Source organism: Polaromonas glacialis, assembly GCF_000709345.1.
In the GTDB taxonomy this organism is placed as follows: Bacteria; Pseudomonadota; Gammaproteobacteria; order Burkholderiales; family Burkholderiaceae_C; genus Polaromonas; species Polaromonas glacialis.
Genome location: NZ_KL448323.1, coordinates 3,924,132 through 3,942,893, shown reverse-complemented (window position 1 = coordinate 3,942,893; position 18,762 = coordinate 3,924,132). Strand labels below are relative to the sequence as shown.

The following is an 18,762-nucleotide window of genomic DNA, read 5'->3' as shown; positions in this document are numbered from 1 at the left end:
TCTGCTCACTGCACGCGGATATGCGAACCGAAACTTTTTTGCAAAGGAGTATCGCCATGTCTAGCTGGCAAATCACCGGTCAATACATGGAGACCTGCAATTGCGCATTTCTTTGCCCTTGCATTACCTCCAACCTCACGGCACAACCGACCGAAGGCGACTGCAAGGCTGCGGTCACCCTGCACATCGACAAAGGTGCCAAGGACGGCATTGCCCTTGATGGGCTGTCGTTCGTTTTGATCTTGCATTCGCCCGGCCCCATGGGTGAAGGCAACATGACAGTCGGGCTGATCATCGACGACACCGCTTCGGATCAGCAGCTTGAGGCCGTTAGCGCCATCGCCAGCGGCTCGGCGGGCGGCCCGATGGCAGCACTGGCACCACTCGTCAGCACGAATGCAGGCGTCGAGCGGCGGCCCATCCGGTTCGAGGTCGACGGGCTGAATTACGCCATGAGCGCAGGCGAGTTGGTGGACCAGGCTTGCGAAGGGCTCCCGAGCGTCACCGATCCCGAACAGGCCATCGGCATCGACAACACCGCGCATCCCGTCAATAGCCGGCTGTCTCTCGCCAAGGCAAAGCGCAGCCGCTTTCACGCTTTCGGCATCGACTGGGAGGACGCAACCGGCACCCGCAACGGCCACTTTGCGCCCTTCGCCTGGGCGGGTTGAGCGCAGACCCGTCTTCAGTCAGCCAGCGACCGCCTCGCCCACGGGCGCCACCAAGCAGATCCGGTCCAGCGCCGCCGCCAGTTGCCCCACCGTGCGGTCCACCTGGTGCCACTTCTCCAGCCCGAACAGCCCGACACGAAAGGTCATGAAATCCGCGCCTTCGTCGCACTGCAGCGGCACGCCGGCGGCGGCTGCAAGCCCTGGTCCAGAAACTTGCGGCCGGACTGGATGTCGGGGTCGGTGGTGTAGCTGACCACCACGCCGGGCGCCTTGAACATTGCCGCCGGCCAGTCCCGCGCCGCTCCGGCGCATCAAGATAGTGTTCATGGCTCTGATTTTTGCAGCCTCCAGCCATGTGCGAATCAGTTGATTTTTCTCAACGCATCGGTCATCGAGGAGCGCACATTTAGCGTGCGTTTGCGGATATTTTTTTGACGCTGGTGCTGCCGGTATTTACCCCGGCGGCGTGCGGGCCGCAATCACGCTCCTGGCCTAGGAGGAAATAAAAATGAATGATGAGACCGTCCTTGCCAGGCAAGCGGAGCAAGAACCGCCCGCGCCAGGACAGCGACCCGAACAGAAGATCGGTACGCCGACCGAAGCCACGAAACCAGCCGCGCGCCCGGAGAGATTGCGTCAGCTTCTCCTCAGGCGTCCAAAAATCGTGATCCTCGGGTGGGCCGTTGTCGCCCTGGCATTCCTGCTTCTGGTGCCACTCGCCTACGTTGCCTGGTACGAATTGCCTGGTCGCTTATGGGAGTTCGCGAATCAACAATGGTGGCATTGGATTCAGGCATCCTTGGGCTTCATCGCCCTCTTCTTCATCCCCATCTTTGCGACCATGGGGACTCTTGCCCTGGCCGGTTTCCTTGCGGACATCTCACTGACGATTGAGAACGCAACGATTCAGGACGCCCAGCGCGTGGTTCGCGAAACCGAGCAGGATGCGATCAGCCGGCTTGAGCATGGCGATGGAGCGGGCCTCCTTCCGCTGCTGAAATACAGCCGCGCTCAATTGGACGCCTATTACGCGATTGGCCTGAACCAGACCCGGAAAAGTTTCTTTAACGCCGTATTGGCGATGTGGCTCGGGTTCATCCTTTTGTTGATCGGCATCGCCCTGTATGTGGGGCCGGTGGAGAAGCTGGGCCTGACAAGACCGCAGCAAGATTTCCAGATACTCATACTGAGCGGAGCGGCCATCATCGAATTCGTATCCGCGCTGTTTCTCTGGGTTTACCGCAGCACAACCGCCCAACTGACCTATTACTACAAGCGCCAGATGCATAGCCATACCTCCATCCTGTGCTTCAGAATGGCTACAACCATCCAGACCCTGGAGAAATCCGATGAGATCAAGAAGGCCATCATCGAAAAAGTGCTGGACTGGAACGAGATGCCCGAGAGGCCGCCCCTTGTGGGCGCCAAAGGGATGCGTTCTTTGCTCCCGACAAGCGAAGCCAAGGCAACACCGTGAATCGCGTGCAGGCACTCCCCTCTCAGCCAGCGACCGCCTCGCCCACGGGTGCGACCAAGCCGATCCGGTCCAGCGCCGCCGCCAGCTGCCCCACGCTGCGCTCCACCTGGTGCCATTTCTCCAGCCCGAACAGCCCGACGCGAAAGGTCATGAAGTCTGCCCCTTCGTCGCATTGCAGCGGCACGCCGGCGGCGGTCTGCAGGCCCTGGTCCAGAAACTTGCGGCCCGACTGGATGTCGGGATCGGTGGTGTAGCTGACCACCACGCCGGGCGCCTTGAAGCCGTCGGCGGCCACGCTAGGCAGGCCACGGCTTTCGAACAGCGCGCGCACCTGGCTGCCCAGTACAACTTGTTCGGCCTTCACCTTGGCGAACCCATAGGCCTGCGTTTCCTGCATGGCGGCGCGCAGGCGCGTCAGGGCGTCGGTGGGCAGGGTGGCGTGGTAGGCGTGGCCGCCTTTTTCATACGCTTCCATGATCTGCAGCCACTTCTTCAGGTCGCAGGCAAAGCTGGTGCTGACAGTAGAGTCGATGGCGGCCCTGGCGCGCTCGCTGAGCATCACCATCGCGCAGCACGGCGAGCTGCTCCAGCCTTTTTGCGGTGCGGAAATCAAGACATCGACGCCGGTCGCCTGCATATCGACCCACATCGCGCCCGACGCGATGCAGTCGAGCACGAACAGGCCACCCACGGCATGCACGGCGTCGGCCACGGCGCGCAAATAGCCGTCGGGCAGGATCATGCCGGAGGCGGTTTCGACGTGCGGGGCAAAGGCGACGGAGGGCTTGTCGCGGGCGATAGCCGCCTGCACCTCGGCGATGGGCGCGGGCACCCACGGGGCCTGCGCGCCGGTGCCAGTCTGGCGCGCCTTGAGCACGGTGGAGGCGGCGGGAATGCCGCCCATGTCGAAAATTTGCGTCCAGCGGTAGCTGAACCAGCCGTTGCGCAGCACCAGCACCGGCTTGCCGGTGGCGAACTGGCGCGCCACGGCTTCCATGCCGTAGGTGCCGCTGCCGGGCACCAGCGCGACGGAATGCGCCTGGTACACGTCTTTCAAAATGCGGGAGATGTCGTTCATCACGCCCTGGAAGCTGCGCGACATGTGGTTGAGCGCGCGGTCGGTGTACACCACCGAAAATTCAAGCAGGCCGTCAGGGTCGATGTTGGGCAATAGTCCGGGCATGGTGTTGTCTCGCAATCGTTGAAAAATGAGTTGTCCTGGCAGCTTAGCACGATGCGCTTTTTCTCAGGATCACTCACTTATTCATAGCTGCTTACGCATGCTGGAATTGCGCAAAAGGCCGATTTTCCTTAAAACTGGCAACCCGCGACCGCATGCAAGGGCCGCGCTACCGGAGTCGTTCGCTGAAGGCTGCGCTTGGAAAGATCAGGCCTTGCCGGCCTTGCGCGCTTCCAGCGTTTCAGTCGGCGCGCCCTGCTTTTGCCATTCGGCATAGCCGCCGTCGATGTGGGCGACGTTGCGCATGCCCATGTCCTGCAGCGTCTTGGTGGCCAGGGCGCTGCGCCAGCCGGCGCCGCAAAACAGGATGAACTCCTTGCTTTCATCGGCAAAAATCGGCTTGAAATACGGCGACGCCGGATCGACCCAGAACTCCAGCATGCCGCGCGGCGCATGCAAGGCGCCGACCACCGTGCCTCCGCGCTCCAGTTCGCGCGGGTCGCGGATATCGACGATCTGCACGCCGGAGTCGGCCAGCCGGGCTTTCACGTCTTCGACGGAATAGGTCTTGATCTCTTCCATGGCCTCATCGACGAGCGCCTGGAAACCTTTGGTAATGGGCATTTCTTGTCTCCTTGAATGCAGGCTGCTCTTTATGCCAGCGCGCGCTGGATGATGATTTTCTGCACGTCACTCGTGCCTTCATAGATCTGGCAGACGCGCACGTCGCGGTAGATGCGCTCGACCGGAAAATCGGTCACATAGCCGTAGCCGCCCAGCGTCTGGATGGCAATGCTGCAGACGCTTTCGGCCATTTCGCTGGCGAACAATTTGGCCATCGCCGCTTCCTTCAGGCAGGGCCGGCCGGCGTCGCGCAGGCTGGCGGCGTGCCAGATCAGCTGGCGGGCGGCCTCCAGCTGGGTCGCGCAGTCGGCCAGCCGGAAACCGACCGCCTGGTGGTTGAAGATGGCGGTGCCGAAGCTCTGGCGGTCCTTGGCATAGTTCAGCGCCACCTCGAACGCGCTGCGCGCCATGCCGACGCTTTGCGCGGCAATGCCGATGCGCCCGCCTTCCAGACCGCCCAGCGCGATCTTGTAGCCTTCGCCTTCGGCGCCGATCAGGTTCTCGGCGGGCACGCGGCAGTTGTCGAAGTTGACCTGCGCGGTGTCGCTCGAATGCTGGCCGAGCTTGTCTTCGAGCCGCGAGGCCGAATAGCCGGGCGCGTCGGTCGGCACGATGAAGGCGCTCATGCCCTTCTTGCCGGCGCCCTTGTCGGTGACGGCGATGACGATGGCGACCTGGCCGTTCTGGCCGCTGGTGATGAACTGCTTGACGCCGTTGAGCACATAGCCGTCGCCGTCCTTCACCGCCGTGGTGCGCAATGACGAGGCATCGCTGCCGGTGTGCGGTTCGGTCAGGCAGAAGGCGCCGAGCATGTGGCCCTGCGCGAGCGGAACCAGCCACTGCTTTTTCTGCGTTGCGTTGCCGTAGCGCATCAGGATGGCGTTGACCGGGCAGTTGGTCACGCTGATCGCCGTGCTGGTGCCGCCGTCGCCAGCGGCGATTTCTTCGAGCACCAGCGCCAGCGTCACGTAATCGAGGTTGGCGCCGCCGAATTCCTCGGGCACGCAGATGCCGTAGGCGCCCAGCGCGGCCAGGCCCTTGTGCGCTTCCTTCGGAAAGTAATGCTCCTTGTCCCAGCGCGCGGCATGGGGCCAGAGTTCCGCCTGTGCAAAGGCGCGCACCGCATCGCGCACCTGTTCTTGGTCGTCATTGAGTATCAAATTGGCCTCCTGCGCTTGGTTTGTCTGTGTAGTTAGCTATTGTTTTTATAGTATTTCGATGGCCAGCGCCGTGCCTTCGCCACCGCCGATGCACAGCGTCGCAACGCCTTTTTTCAGGCCGCGCGCTTTCAGCGCATGCATCAAGGTGACGATGATGCGCGCGCCGCTGCAGCCGATCGGGTGGCCCAGTGCGCAGGCGCCGCCGTTGACGTTGACGATGTCGTGGCTCAGGTTCAGGTCGGCCATCGCCGCCATCGGCACGACGGCAAAGGCTTCGTTGATTTCCCACAGGTCCACGTCTTTCACGTCCCAGCCGATTTTCTTCAAGAGCTTGTTGACGGCGCCGACCGGGGCGGTCGAGAACCATTCGGGCGCCTGCGCAAAGGTGGCGTGGCCGACGATGCGGGCCAGTGGCGTCAGGCCAAGTTCCTTGGCGGTCGATTCGCGGGCCAGCACCAGCGCGGCGGCGCCGTCGTTGATGGACGAGCTGGAAGCGGCGGTGATGGTGCCGTCCTTCTTGAACGCGGGCTTGAGCGCCGGGATTTTTTCGAGCTTGACCTTGCCCGGGCCTTCGTCGATGGAAATAACGGTCTCGCCGGCGCGGCCCTTGACCGTGACGGGGGTGATTTCATCCTTGAACGCACCGGATTCGGTTGCTTGCTTGGCGCGCTGCACGCTGGCGGTGGCAAAGGCGTCTTGCTGCTCGCGGGTGAAGCCGTATTTGGCGGCGCAGTCTTCGCCGAAGGTGCCCATGGAGCGGCCGGCCTCGTAGGCGTCTTCGAGGCCGTCGAGCATCATGTGGTCCATCACGCGGTCGTGGCCGATGCGCATGCCGCCGCGCGCCTTGGGCAGCAGATACGGCGCGTTGGTCATGCTTTCCATGCCGCCGGCAACCACCACGTCGCGGCTGCCTGCCAGCAGCTGGTCGTGCGCCAGCATGGTGGCTTCCATGCCGGAGCCGCACATTTTCGACAGCGTGACCGCGCCTGTAGACGCGGGCAGGCCGCCCTTGAAGCCGGCCTGGCGCGCCGGCGCCTGGCCCTGGCCGGCCATCAGGCAGTTGCCGAACAGCACTTCATCGACCTTTTCAGGCGCGACGCCCGAGCGCTCGACGGCGGCCCGGATGGCGGCGCCGCCCAGGTCGTTGGCCGACAGGCTGGCGAAATCGCCCTGGAAAGCGCCCATGGGGGTGCGGGCAGCGCCGAGGATGACGATGGATTCAGACATTTTTTCTCCTTGAATGGGGTGGTTGGTAAATGGGGTTGATGGCAGCGGCTTCAACCGGCGCGTGCAGGGTCGTGCATGACGGCGAAGCGCTTTTGCTGCTCATACGGAAACACGTCGTACACATGGCCGGCCTGGATGCGCGCCTGGTGGCGCTGCCAGAAAGCGGCGTCGAGCAGGTCGGCATGGTGCTTCATGAAGACTTCGCGCACCGTGTCGTTGCCGAGCAAAAAGGGGCCGAAGGTCTCGGGGAACACGTCCTTGGGTCCGACGCTGTACCAGACTTCGCCGCTCATTTCGTCTTCTTCGTTGCGGGGCAGGGGCACCTTGCGGAACTTGCAGTCGGTGATGTATTCGATCTCGTCGTAGTCGTAGAACACGACCTTGCCGTGGCGCGTGATGCCGAAGTTCTTCCACAGCATGTCGCCCGGAAAGATGTTCGCCGCGACCATGTCCTTGATGGCGTTGCCGTATTCGACCACGGCGCGCTCGATCTGGTCCCGGGCGGCGGGCTCGGCCACGCCCATGTCGAAGGCTTCCTGCAGGTAGAGGTTGAGCGGGATCATGCGGCGCTCGATGTAGACATGCTTGAGGATGACTTCCGTCTGGCCGTCGCCGTCGCGGTCGCTGATTTCCAGCTGGCTGGGCGCGAATTTCTCGATCTCGGCGATCAGCTCGTCGCTGAAACGCTCGCGCGGAAAGGCGACCTCGCTGTATTCCTGCGTGTCGGCCATGCGGCCGACGCGGTCGTGCTGCTTGACCAGCAAATACTTGCCCTTGATCTGCTCGCGCGTCGTGTCTTTTTGCGGCGGGTAATAGTCCTTGATGACCTTGAACACGTACGGGAACGACGGCAGATCGAACACCAGCATGACCATGCCCTTGATGCCGGGGGCGATGCGGAACTTGTCGGTCGAATGGCGCAGGTGGTGCAAAAAGTCTCGGTAGAACAGCGTCTTGCCCTGCTTGGCCAGGCCCAGCGCGTTGTAGATTTCGGCGCGCGGCATGCGCGGCATCAGGCTGCGCAGGAACTGCACATAGGCCGACGGAATGCCCATGTCCACCATGAAATAGGCGCGCGCGAAGCTGAACAGGATCAAGAGGTCGTCCTCGCCGAACAGCGCCGCGTCGATCACCAGCTTGCCGGCGTCCGACTGGCTGGAGATGCCCTTGCCTTCGGCCGCCAGCGCCTCCCCCGGCGCCGGCTGGCGGTGCAGGATCGGCAGGGCAAAGGTAATCTCGCCAAAGCCGTTGATGATCTTGCCGACGACGTAGGCGCCCTTGTTGCGAAAGAACAGGCCCGAGAGCACCTGGATCTGGAAATTGGCCCGCAGCTTGACATCGCCCAGACGCCGGGCCATGGCCTCGGCAACGTAACCGGCATCGCGCGGAAGGTCCTCAAACTCGCACGTCAGGCCGAAGTCGCCCACCAGCTTGACCAGCGTCTCGTGCATGTTGCCCTGCGTCGGGTAATAGGCGCGGTAGGTCGGCCTGGCCGTCGGTTCCTCGTTTTCGATGTATTCGGTGCTGACGGCGGGCCGCACGAAGATGAAATCGTTCTGGAAATAGCTGCGGTGCAGGATTTTGGTGGTGACCGAGTTGAAGAAGGTCTCGGCCAGCTCGGGCTGGTGGTGGTTGACCAGCAGGCCGATGTAATGGAGCTTGACCTGGTGCCACACGTCCATGGTCTGCTCGCCGGCCTTGAACTCGCGCTCCAGCCGGATCGACGCTTCGCGCACGCGCAGGTCGTAGAACTCGATGCGCTCGCGCTGGGCGCGCTGCTGGCCGTGCCAGTCGGCAGTCTCGAAGCGGTGCTTGGCGCGGCTTGATTCGGTGCGAAACAGCTGGTAGTGCCGGTTGAAGCCGTCCATCATCGCCTTGGCGATGGCGTAGGCGACGGTGGAATCAAGGCGCTGGGGAAACATGGTGTGGCGGGGTTGATGCTGCAGATGTGGGCAGATTTAACGCCGGGTTTCCGACACACCGGCAATGGCGGCACGGTACAGGGACGGCATGCCGTCAAGGCTGTCCAGCGTGATGTGCAGGTCCTGCAGCAGACCGTCCTTCAGACCATAGACCCAGCCATGCAGGGTCACGCGCTGCCCGCGCGCCCAGGCGTCCTGCATCACGGTGGTTTGCGCCACGTTCATGACCTGCTCGATCACATTGAGCTCGCACAGCATGTCAATCCGCGCTTCGGGCGCTGCCGCCTCAAGAATCGCCGCGTGGCGGTCACGCACATCCTTGACGTGGTGCAGCCAGTTGTCCACCAAGCCCAGACGCAGGTTGTGCAGGGCCGCTTTCACGCCGCCGCAACCATAGTGGCCGACGACCATCAGGTGTTCGACCTTGAGCTGGTCCACCGCAAACTGGATGGTGGACAGACAATTGAGGTCGGTCGGCACCACCACGTTGGCCACGTTGCGGTGCACGAACACCTCGCCCGGGTCCAGTCCGGTGATCTGGTTGGCAGGCACCCGGCTGTCGGAGCAGCCTATCCACATGTACTTGGGGTTTTGCTGGCTTTTGAGGCTGGTAAAAAAGCCGGGTCGTTCACGCTCCATTCGCGCAGCCCATGCGCGGTTGTCGGTGAAGAGGTCTTGAAGGGAGCTGGTCATAAGGGGGTGTAGTTGCCGGGTGCGGTCACATGGTTTCGGCAAACAGCTCGCGGCCGATCAGCATGCGGCGGATTTCGCTGGTGCCGGCGCCAATTTCATACAGCTTGGCATCGCGCCACAGGCGGCCCAGCGGGTAGTCGTTGATGTAGCCGTTGCCGCCGTAGATCTGGATGCCCTCGCCGGCCATCCAGGTGGCCTTTTCGGCGCACCACAAAATCACCGAAGCGCAGTCCTTGCGCACCTGGCGCACATGGTCGGTGCCGAGCATGTCGAGGTTCTTGGCGACGGTGTAGGCAAACGAACGCCCGGCCTGCAGCACGGTGTACATGTCGGCGACCTTGCCCTGGATCAGCTGGAACTCGCCGATGCTCTGGCCAAACTGCTTGCGGTCGTGGATGTAGGGCAGCACGCTGTCCATGACCGACTGCATGATGCCCAGCGGCCCGCCGGTCAGCACCGCGCGTTCGTAGTCGAGGCCGCTCATGAGAACCTTGGCGCCGCCGTTGAGGTTGCCCAGGATGTTTTGCGCCGGCACTTCGACGTTGCTGAACACCAGCTCGCCGGTGTGGCTGCCGCGCATGCCCAGCTTGTCGAGCTTTTGCGCGACGGAAAAGCCGGGCATGCCTTTTTCGATCAGGAAGGCGGTAACGCCCCGCGCGCCGAGTTCGGGCTCGGTCTTGGCATAGACCACCAGCGTGTCGGCATCGGGGCCGTTGGTGATCCACATCTTGCTGCCGTTCAGGACGTAGTAGCCGCCCTTGTCCTCGGCCTTGAGCTTCATCGAGATCACGTCGCTCCCGGCGCCCGGCTCGCTCATGGCCAGCGCGCCGACATGTTCGCCACTAATCAGTTTCGGCAGGTATTTCTGGCGCTGCGCCTCGGTGCCATTGCGCTTGATCTGGTTGACGCACAGGTTGCTGTGCGCGCCGTAGCTCAGGCCGACCGAGGCGCTGGCGCGGCTGATTTCCTCCATCGCGATCATGTGCGCCAGGTAGCCCATGCCGGCGCCGCCGTATTCCTCGCCAACGGTGATGCCCAGCACGCCGAGCGCGCCCATCTTTTCCCACAGGTCCATCGGGAACTGGTCGTTGCGGTCCAGTTCGGCGGCGCGCGGAGCGATTTCGGCCTGCGCAAAGTCGCGCACCGCATCACGCAGCGCGTCGATGTCTTCGCCGAGTTGGAAGTTGAGTCCAGGCATGTTGTTCATGATTGAAATGTCTCTTTTAAAAGTTGATGGAGGACGCGCGGAAATTAATAGGTTTTGGGCACGGGCGCGAGGGTCTGCTGCATCAGCGCGCAGCCGCTGGACTTGCCGCTGGCGTCCAGGTGCATCACGTCGGCCGTGGTCACGATGATGCGCTTGCCCGCCCGCATGACGCGGCCCACGGCGCGCAGCTCGCCGCCCTTGAAACCGGCGAGGAAATTGATCTTGTATTCGACGGTGGTGACTTCTACATCGTCAGCCAGCTGGGTCAGCGCCGCATAGCCGCCGGCGATGTCGGCCAGCGCGCCCATGGCGCCGCCATGAAAGCCGCCTTGCTGCTGGTTGACGCGCTCCGAATAAGGCAGCGCCACCTCGCACAGGCCGGGCTCGACCCGCACCAGCCGCGCGCCCAGGTGCTGCATCAGCCCCTGCCGCAGAAAGCTCGCTTCGATTCGCTGGAACAGCGCTGATGGCGCGGTGGAGGCATCCATGACAGGGCCCTGTAAGAATGGGTTGAAGCTGCCTTGCGGGCAGGCTTTTTAGTTGACGTTTACGTAAACGTCAATTATCACCTATTTTGACTTTTCAGCTTTTGAAAGCAACATTCTGGTTTCCTTTTCACGCACGCGCAGTTCGTCCAGATTGGCCTGCAGATCGACCAGCTGCGCTTCGAGCTTTTGCCGGTGGTCTGTCAGGATGCCCAGGAATTTCCTCAGTTGCGGCGCCGTGTCGCGCGGGCTGTCGTAGGAGTCGATGATTTCCTTGGCTTCGGTCAGGGAAAGCCCCAGGCGCTTGGCGCGCAGCGTGAGCTTGAGCCGTGTGCGGTCGCGCGCCGAATACACGCGGTTGCGTCCGCCCGGCCCGTCGCGCTCGGGCTGCAGCAGGCCCATGTCTTCATAAAAGCGCATGGCGCGGGTGGTCAGGTCAAACTCTTTGGCGAGATCGCTGATGGTGTAGGTAGTGGCCATGAGGAGAAGTAAAGGCCCAGCCGGGGCAACACCACAATAGCGAAAATCGTTACCGTGCTGCGGCCGCAAGCCGTGGCGTCTTACGTTTACGTAAACGTCAAATATAACGTGAATGGAGGAAGCCGGTCTGTGGACACGGCGCATCCCGCTCACGGCCTTGCCGATACGCCTTGGCCACGAGCCGGTGTTCAGGATGCGCGCCCTGAAAATAGTCCCGGCCTGCGGCGCAATGCCAATGACAAAAAACCAGGCTCAGGAAACGACCGCCTGCGCCTGCGGCAGCGACATGAAAAAGCTCGCACCCATCTGGTCGGGGCTTTCAGCCCATACCGTGCCGCCATGCACCTGCGCGACCCGTTTGATGATGGCCAGCCCCAGGCCATTTCCGGGGAAGTCGGCCGAAGAGTGGAGGCGCTGAAACGCCGTGAACAGATTGCCGCTGTAGACCGGATCGAACCCTGCGCCGTTGTCGGCCACCATCAGGACCAGTTCGCCCGACAGCTTGCCGGGCACCAGCCCCACCTTGATCCATGCTTCGCTCTTTTTGGCGGTGAATTTCCAGGCATTGTCCAGCAAGCATGACAGGGCAATGGTCAAAAGGCCACGGTTCCCGACGGTCATCAGGCTGCTGTCCATCTCGATGGTCACATCCCGGTCCGGATCGAGCTTGCGCAGATCGGCCAACAGGGAGCGGCAGACGGGCACCAGGTCCACCATTTCCGGCGTGCCGGCGCGAAGCGGCAGCTGGGCCAGCGTTCGCAGGTCATCCACCAGCCTGGCGAGCTGGCTGATGCTGGCCTGAATGCGCCTGACGTAGTGCAGGCCCTGATCGTCCAGGACCGGCGAGTACTTTTCAGCCAGTCTGGCCGCGAAGCCATGGGCCACATGCAGGGAATCCTGCAGGTCGCTGGATACCGCCTGGGTGAAGGTCAGCAGGTCATGCCTGGCATTTTTCAGTTCGGCCTGCTGCGCCAGCAGGGTCTGCTGCAGCTCGGCATTGGATTTCTTGAGGACCGTGTCGGCAATGTGCCGGTCGCTGATGTCCGCCAGGCTGACCAGCACCGCCTGGTGGCCATCCCACTTGACCTGGCTCCACGCGAGTTCGACCAGGACCTCCTTGCCATCCATTTTTTTCTGCCGGCACAGCCGCATCTCGGAGGGGCCTTCCTTTCCGCTGTGCAGCGAATTCAGCAGTTCGGCGCCTTCCCCCTCGGGGAAGAGCGCGTCCATGCCGAGTGTCATGAAGGCCTTGCGCGCAATGCCGTAAAACCTGATGGCGGCCTGGTTGACCGCAAAGATTTGAAGCGAGGTCCTGTCGAACACCCACATGACATTCGGATTGGCTTCGAAGATCAGCTGGTTGTAGCGTTTGCTGTCCTCCAGCAGGCGCTGGTACTTTTGTGCGGGCCCTGCTTCGCGCAGGTTGACGATGTAACCGGCGGCGCATCGCCGCAGGGTGTATTCGACCCAGCTGTTTTCAAAGCTTTCATGGACAACGAAAACGTATTGGTCCGAATCTGCGAGCGCCAGGCCGGCTGCCTCTTCATGCTGGCTGGCGCTTTCCTGCGATACGACGTCCCACAGGCTGTAGCCGCTGATGGCGGACAGGGACGTGCGCAGAAACACGAGCGCCCGTGGATTGGCGTCAACGATGGCCTGCTGGTGGTCAAGAAGCACGATGCCATCGAGCGTCAGGTCGCCCGCACTCCATTCCTGCCGTGCCGATGGCAGGATGGCGTTGACATCATGCGGTTTTGTTTCGGGCGCGTCGCCTGGCGGGCTTACCCGGAACTTGTCCAGAAATCGGGTCATGGCAGGCAGACGGGCTTAGGGTGTCAGGAACGTGAAGACTTGTGCAGCGGGCGGGGTCAGCGCCATTTCGCATTGGCCATGACCAGCGCGGTGACATAGCCGTGCAGCCAGTCGAAATTGATCGGCTTTTGAATCAGGCGCGCCTGGGGCGGAAGCCCGCCGCGAGCGGCAATGGCATCCACCGCCATGCCGCTGATCACCACGATCTGCATGTCCGCCAGCTGCTGGTTGCGCTTGATGGTCCTGAGCATCTCGATGCCATCGACGCCTGGCATGGACAAGTCGGAAATCAAGAGGTCTGGGCGCATGCTGGCAATGTCCATCAGGGCGTCCAGCGCCGACGACATCCAGGTGCAGTCAACCGGCAGATCCCACTCGTCAAAGTGGCAGCGGTACAGGTCACGCGTTGCCTCGTCGTCCTCGACCACCAGCACTCGCAAGCGGTTCTTGGGGTGAAGATCGGCACGCGAGAGCTGGGGGCTGTGCTTGGCCAGGTAGGCATTGAGCGACTGCAGGGCGATGCGCCGGTGACCGCCCAGCGTTTTCCAGGCATCGATTTCGCCTTTTTCGACCAGCGACTGGACCGTCGCCACGGACAGGCCGAGCATTTTGGCTGCATAGCTGGTTCCGCAGTAATCGTCGCTTGAAAAATCACTGGCGGTAATGGCAGCTTCAAAGGATTTTGGTTCACGCGACATCAAGGCACTTTAAAATGGTTTAAATTTGTCACAGTTGTAATCTTAATCAATTTAATGAGTTTTATCTGGACTGGAGCAAAATTCCCGTTCAGATCACAAAAGGACAACACCTGATGCCCTGCGGCAGGCCTTGTGCTAGGACAGCGTGAAGAAAAACGTGGTGCCACGCGCCGGCGCCGACTCCGCCCATATGCGGCCGCCGTGCCGCTTGATCACGCGGCTGACGGTGGCCAGGCCGATACCGGTTCCCGAGAACTCTGAAGCGCTGTGCAGCCGCTGAAAGGGCTGAAACAGCTTGTCGGCGTAAGCCATGTCAAAGCCTGCGCCGTTGTCTTTTATAAAAAAGACCGGAAAACCCGCAAGGTCGGATTGCTGGCCGACGCTGATTTCAGCCTGCGCCTCTTGCCCGGTGAATTTCCACGCATTGGCCAGCAGGTTTTCCATCATGACCCGGACCAGCCGCTCATCGCCATGCGCCTGCAGCCCGTCTTCAACCGTCACCGTCACCTGGCGCTCGGGCTGGCGGGTGCTCCATTCCTCCAGCAGCTTGTGCGCCATGAGGGACAGGTCCACCAGCGCGGTATTCAAGGGCGCACGCGAGACCTGCGACAGGGACAGCAAATCCTCGATCAACTGCCCCATTTGTGCCACGCCTGCCTGGATGCGCATCAGGTAATGACTCGCCTTGACACCGGCATCGCCCGCTATTTGCGGCGCAAGCTGCTTGGCAAGCAGCTTGCTGAAGCCGTCGATGGTATTGAGCGGCGAGCGAAGGTCATGGGACACGGAATATGAAAAGGCTTCCAGTTCCTGGTTTGACAGCCGCAAAGCCGCTTCAATGGCCTTGATTTCCGTGATGTCCGCATCGATTCCCACCCAGAAGGCCACCTTACCGTGGTCGTCCAGCACCGGGGACGCCCGGTAAGCCATGGTGTGAAAGCTGCCATCGCTGGCCTTCATGCGCCGGATTCCCGCGTACTGGGACCGGTTTTCCCTGGAAATGGCCCAGGTGTGCTTGATGCCCGCCACATCTTCCGGATGAATGACAGCGAGCCATTGGTAACCAGACCAGTCGGTCAATGTTCCGCCCATCAGGTCAAACCATGCGCGGTTGTAATAGGTAGCGCGACCGTCCGGGCTGGCCGTCCAGACCATTTGCGGGGCCTGCTCTGCCAGTGCGCGAAACAAGGCTTCCTGGCGAACCAGCGCGGCGGTGCGTTGCGCCACCCTTTGTTCCAGCACCGCATTGAGCTGGCCGATTTCTTCGAGAAGTTGGGTGTTTTCCAGGCCGGCGGAAGCCAGGTGGCTCAGTTCAAGTGCGACGTATTCATCCTGCTTGGTGAACTCGCCTTCGTATTTGTCAGACAGCTGCAGGACCCCGATATTTTTTCCGTCCCTGCCCATCAGCGGGACGGCGAGCCAGCCGCGCATGGGCGGCGGCGCCTCTCCATGGCTGCCAAAATTGCGCCATCCGGGGTGCGCTTCGAGCTGGGCCTGGGTCATCCGCACGCAGCGGTTGTTCTCGCAGACGACGGCATAGATGGCGCTGCCGTCGGTGGGCTTCATCATGCCCCGGTACGCTTCATATTTCTCCGAGAGCGACAGCGCATGCATGGTTTGCGGATGCATGCTGTCGGCGCTCAAGCACACGGCCGCCTGGTGCGCGCCAATGACGCCTCGCGCCTGCTCGGCAATCTCCTGCATCGTCCCTTCGAGTGTCCGATGCCAGGTGATGGCCTGGGCGGCGTCTGCCGCGCGCTGAAGGGTAAACAGGTATTCCTGCGCATCCTTTTCGGTTTTTTCCTGCACGGTCTTGTCCATCGCGATGACAAACCGCGCATTGCGGCCGGCATATTGGACCGGCTGGGAAACCGTCTCGACCGGGAACAGCGAGCCGTCCTTGCGCAAGTCGTGCCACACGGCGCTTTTTCGCAGGGGATCGCCCAGCCACTGGCGCAGCTCCTCATGCTCGGCGGCGGGCCGAATGTCAAAAATGCGCATCGACAGGAATTGCGCCTCCGAATAGCCATAGGCCCGGCAGGCAGCCTGGTTCACGGCGAGAAAGCGGTTCGTCGCAATGTCATAGACCCACATGGAAACTGGCGCCTTGTTGAACAGCGCTGCGTAGCGCTGCTCGCTGTTGACAAGGGCCAGCTCTGCACTCTTGCGCGCCGTGATGTCCTGGATCACTCCGGTGCGCTGTAAGGATTGCCCGGCTTCGCTGCTGGCACTGGCCAGGCCGAATTGATGAATCCAGCGGATATGCCCGCCACCCAAAACCACGCGAAATTCGATGTCGAGGTTGGTCCCGGTCTGAATGGCGGTGTTGCACGCAGTCTGGAAAGCCTGCCGGTCGCTGCGGTGGACCCGGTTGAGGAGGCTGCCAAGATTGCCCTCGAACAGCGCGGCGTCGATGCCAAGGAAATCGAAAATCTCGTCCGACAGGCGAAGCTGTCCGGTCGCCAGGTCAAACTGCCAGTAGCCAATGCGCGCCAGCAGTTGGGCATCGCGCAATTTTTGCTGGACTTCGCGGCTCGCCGACAGTTCTGCCTCCCGCAGACCTTGCTGCGCCTGCAGGGCTTCGGCCATGCGGTTGAAACCCGTTGATATTTGCGTAAATTCGCTCGGGTCATCTTCACACTCCAGCGCAATGCGCATATCAAGCCGCCCCGCCTGGAGTTGGCGCGTGGCCGCCAGAATTTCAGCGACGGGTTTCACAATGACGCGGCCGCCCAGCATCCAGGCAATCCAGCTTCCAAAAATGGCGACCAGCGTGAGTGCCAGGTAAACCAGCACCAGCCGCTGACGGGCGGGCTTAAGCACCTCGCTTTTGTCCACGCTCACCGCCACAAAAAACGGCGCTTCAGCCGACTTGCCGCTGGGCTGAAAGGCATAAATCTGTTGCGTACCCGTAAAGTCTTTGCCTTCGTACCCTCCCCCCACACCCGATTTAACCGCCGCCAGAAGGGCAGGGTCACGCAGCGTTTGCCCGATCCCCATGGGATTTTCAAGATTGCTGGCCAGCACAATGCCCTGGCGGTCCGTGACGACAAAGTGCGTCCCCCTTGGCAAGGGTGCCTCGGAAAGGGACTTGGAGAGTTCGCTCAAGCTGACGGCAGCGAAGGCGACAGCGTTGATGTTCCCCTGTTTGTTGACGACAGGCTGCGCAAAGACCATCGCAGGCGTGCCACTGCGCCCCTTGGGAAAACCGCTCGCCACAAAACCCTGACGCGCAATGGCTTCCTGAAAATACGGTTGGTCCCCTGCGAATTCGCCCGGACTCCCGTCGCTGGCCATACAGCGCAAAGACCCGTCAAGACTCACAATGCCGAGATTGACATATCCCAGCGCCTGCGAACCCAGAATCTGCAGATACTGCTGGCAATCTGCATCCCTGCCCTCCTGCACGACCGGCATATTGGCAATGGCGGTCAGTATCTGATACGCAGAAGCAGCAACGCGCTCCTGGTTGGCGGCCAGCAGCGATGCGGAGAATTCCAGATTTGTCCGGGCCTGGCTGACTGCTTTGCCGGATGTCAGCACCGCGCCAACAACCGCCAGCCCAAACAGGGGAAGGATGGCTGCCAGCACCAGCACGACCAGGCGAGTGCGTAGCGTGATGTCAAACTTCATCACATCTCTTCAAGCGGCCAAAAGCCAGTGAGGCAGCAACAGAAAGCGGGCCGGCTAGTCAGCCATGGCGTCAGACCGCCGCCAGTGACTCATTCACATCCAGCCAGTAGGCCTGCAGACGGTTCAGTTTTTCGGTGAAGTCGATGAAATCGACGGGCTTGCGCACAAAGCTGCTGGCCCCGCTCTGGTAGCAGCCGACCATGTCCGAGTGCTCACTCGACGACGTCAGCATGATCACCGGAACCAGCGAGGTCAGCGGATTGCTGCGAACGCTGCGCAGCACGTCGAGCCCCGACAGCTTGGGCAGCTTCATGTCCAGCAGGATGAAGGACGGCTGCCTGCGGACATCGCGACCTGCATGCTTTCCCTGGCCAAAAAGGTAGTCGAGCGCTGCGGCGCCGTCACAGGCCACGGCGATCTCTGCGCCAACGCCCAGTTCCTCAAGGGTCAGCACCGTCAGCTCAAGGTGGTCCGGGTTGTCTTCCACCACAAGTATCAGCTTATCGGACATGCTTGGTTCCATAGTTAATCATGAATTTTAGCCATTTTTGGTTGTTTTCTGATTTTATTGAAGTTTCACCATTTTCTATTTTTTACAAATTGCCGTTGACTTATTTTTTGAATTTATCCTTGCGGCAGCACTTCGTCCCTGAGCTGCTGGCGCAAGGCGGCGTGCTCGGGCATGACGCCTTGCACGGTGGCCCAGAAACGGGGGCTGTGGTCCATGAAGCGCAGGTGGCTGAGTTCGTGTACCACCACATAGTCGATCAAGGCTGGCTTCAAGTGCATCAGCCGCCAGTTCAGCCGGATGGCGCCGCTGCTGCTGGCGCTGCCCCAGCGGGTCGTCGCGCTGGAAAGGCTGAGCTTGCGCCACTGCACGCCCAGCTGCTGCGCAAAAAAATCCAGCCTGGCGGTAAAAACTGGCAAGGCCTGCTGTCTGACCCAGGCATGCACCATTCGTTCAACCTGGACCGGCCCGGCGTCTGCGGGCAGCTTGAGACGCAGGACGCGCGCCGCACCGGCGCCTGCGGCTTCGCCGTCCAGGGCGCTGTGCGGCTGGTGCGCATCCAGCGCCAGCCGCACCGGCTCGCCCAGGAAAGGAAAAACGGCGCCGTCCTGCCAGTCGATCCGCCGCGATTCCTGCTGGCGGTGCCGCTCGCGCGTGTCCATCAGTTTTTTAACAATCCAGCCGGACTTGCCCAGCACTGCCTGGTCAATTTCCGGCAGCAGCACCCATTTCGGCGCGCTGACGGACAGGCCATCCTGGCCCACGGAAAACCCGATGGTCCGGCGTTTGCCGCGCTTGAGTTCAAAGGCCACCAGCTGGCCGGCCAGCACGATCTCGCGCGTGGCGCGCGGATGGCGAAAAGCGACTGGCACCGGCAAAACCGGCTCTGCTATTACTTCCATAGCTGCATGCGCAATATCCACGTGCGGAAAAGGCATATTTGATGCTGAATCAGTCGATTTTCTGGCGCCGGCGGGCAGTTCGG

17 protein-coding genes and 1 pseudogene are annotated in these 18,762 nt (G+C 61.9%); 3 read left to right on the top strand and 15 right to left on the bottom strand.

Going from position 1 to position 18,762, the window contains the following annotated elements:
- The first annotated feature begins 56 nt into the window (after positions 1–56).
- Positions 57–671 carry a DUF1326 domain-containing protein gene (locus tag EC86_RS0119230; protein ID WP_029527509.1) on the top strand — a complete coding sequence of 205 codons (615 nt, stop codon included), beginning with the start codon at positions 57–59 and terminating at the stop codon, positions 669–671.
- Positions 672–689: 18 nt separating this feature from the next.
- Here the strand turns inward: EC86_RS0119230 and EC86_RS27910 are convergent.
- A pseudogene (locus EC86_RS27910) lies at positions 690–946 on the bottom strand (alanine--glyoxylate aminotransferase family protein); the annotation flags it as partial.
- Between EC86_RS27910 and EC86_RS28990 the strand changes: the two are divergent.
- Together EC86_RS28990 and EC86_RS0119215 are read left to right on the top strand one after the other, a co-directional pair.
- A complete protein-coding gene (locus EC86_RS28990; protein WP_156955368.1) occupies positions 942–1,106 on the top strand; it encodes a hypothetical protein in 165 nt (54 codons plus the stop codon). The pseudogene EC86_RS27910 and the gene EC86_RS28990 sit on opposite strands and share 5 nt — an antisense overlap.
- 73 nt (positions 1,107–1,179) lie before the next feature.
- Positions 1,180–2,148, top strand: a complete 969-nt coding sequence (locus EC86_RS0119215) for a TRADD-N-associated membrane domain-containing protein (RefSeq protein WP_029527508.1) — start codon at positions 1,180–1,182, stop codon at positions 2,146–2,148.
- Positions 2,149–2,170: 22 nt separating this feature from the next.
- Here the strand turns inward: EC86_RS0119215 and EC86_RS0119210 are convergent, their stop codons facing one another.
- The 14 genes from EC86_RS0119210 to EC86_RS0119145 form a co-directional block, all read right to left on the bottom strand.
- Positions 2,171–3,331, bottom strand: a complete 1,161-nt coding sequence (locus EC86_RS0119210) for an aminotransferase class V-fold PLP-dependent enzyme (protein ID WP_029527507.1) — start codon at positions 3,329–3,331, stop codon at positions 2,171–2,173.
- Positions 3,332–3,535: 204 nt separating this feature from the next.
- Entirely contained in the window at positions 3,536–3,952 is a 417-nt protein-coding gene (locus tag EC86_RS0119205) for a rhodanese-like domain-containing protein (RefSeq protein ID WP_029527506.1), read from the bottom strand.
- Positions 3,953–3,981: 29 nt separating this feature from the next.
- Positions 3,982–5,112, bottom strand: a complete 1,131-nt coding sequence (locus tag EC86_RS0119200; RefSeq protein ID WP_029527504.1) for an acyl-CoA dehydrogenase family protein — start codon at positions 5,110–5,112, stop codon at positions 3,982–3,984.
- Positions 5,113–5,157: 45 nt separating this feature from the next.
- The gene (locus EC86_RS0119195; protein ID WP_029527503.1) at positions 5,158–6,339 is read right to left on the bottom strand and encodes an acetyl-CoA C-acyltransferase; all 1,182 of its coding nucleotides are present in this window, start codon (positions 6,337–6,339) and stop codon (positions 5,158–5,160) included.
- 50 nt (positions 6,340–6,389) lie between these two features.
- Positions 6,390–8,261 (bottom strand): bifunctional isocitrate dehydrogenase kinase/phosphatase, encoded by a 1,872-nt coding sequence (gene aceK / locus EC86_RS0119190; protein WP_029527502.1) that lies wholly within the window; start codon positions 8,259–8,261, stop codon positions 6,390–6,392.
- Between the two features lie 36 nt (positions 8,262–8,297).
- On the bottom strand, positions 8,298–8,954 hold the full coding sequence (can, locus tag EC86_RS0119185) for a carbonate dehydratase (RefSeq protein ID WP_029527501.1): 657 nt from the start codon (positions 8,952–8,954) through the stop codon (positions 8,298–8,300).
- Between the two features lie 25 nt (positions 8,955–8,979).
- Positions 8,980–10,161, bottom strand: coding sequence for an isovaleryl-CoA dehydrogenase (locus EC86_RS0119180; RefSeq protein ID WP_029527499.1), 1,182 nt, complete (start codon positions 10,159–10,161; stop codon positions 8,980–8,982).
- Between the two features lie 44 nt (positions 10,162–10,205).
- Complete coding sequence (locus EC86_RS0119175) at positions 10,206–10,649, bottom strand: PaaI family thioesterase (RefSeq protein ID WP_029527498.1); 444 nt, start codon at positions 10,647–10,649, stop codon at positions 10,206–10,208.
- Positions 10,650–10,730: 81 nt separating this feature from the next.
- Positions 10,731–11,126, bottom strand: a complete 396-nt coding sequence (locus EC86_RS0119170; protein ID WP_029527496.1) for a MerR family transcriptional regulator — start codon at positions 11,124–11,126, stop codon at positions 10,731–10,733.
- 252 nt (positions 11,127–11,378) lie between these two features.
- Positions 11,379–12,938, bottom strand: a complete 1,560-nt coding sequence (locus EC86_RS0119165; RefSeq protein WP_029527494.1) for a sensor histidine kinase — start codon at positions 12,936–12,938, stop codon at positions 11,379–11,381.
- A gap of 56 nt (positions 12,939–12,994) precedes the next feature.
- Positions 12,995–13,636 carry a response regulator gene (locus EC86_RS0119160; protein WP_029527492.1) on the bottom strand — a complete coding sequence of 214 codons (642 nt, stop codon included), beginning with the start codon at positions 13,634–13,636 and terminating at the stop codon, positions 12,995–12,997.
- Positions 13,637–13,771: 135 nt separating this feature from the next.
- The gene (locus EC86_RS27175) at positions 13,772–17,269 is read right to left on the bottom strand and encodes a PAS domain S-box protein (protein ID WP_051676071.1); all 3,498 of its coding nucleotides are present in this window, start codon (positions 17,267–17,269) and stop codon (positions 13,772–13,774) included.
- 70 nt (positions 17,270–17,339) lie between these two features.
- Positions 17,340–17,780 (bottom strand): response regulator, encoded by a 441-nt coding sequence (locus tag EC86_RS0119150; protein WP_036772424.1) that lies wholly within the window; start codon positions 17,778–17,780, stop codon positions 17,340–17,342.
- 113 nt (positions 17,781–17,893) lie between these two features.
- Positions 17,894–18,715 (bottom strand): M48 family metallopeptidase, encoded by an 822-nt coding sequence (locus EC86_RS0119145; protein WP_084181591.1) that lies wholly within the window; start codon positions 18,713–18,715, stop codon positions 17,894–17,896.
- Positions 18,716–18,762 lie beyond the last annotated feature (47 nt).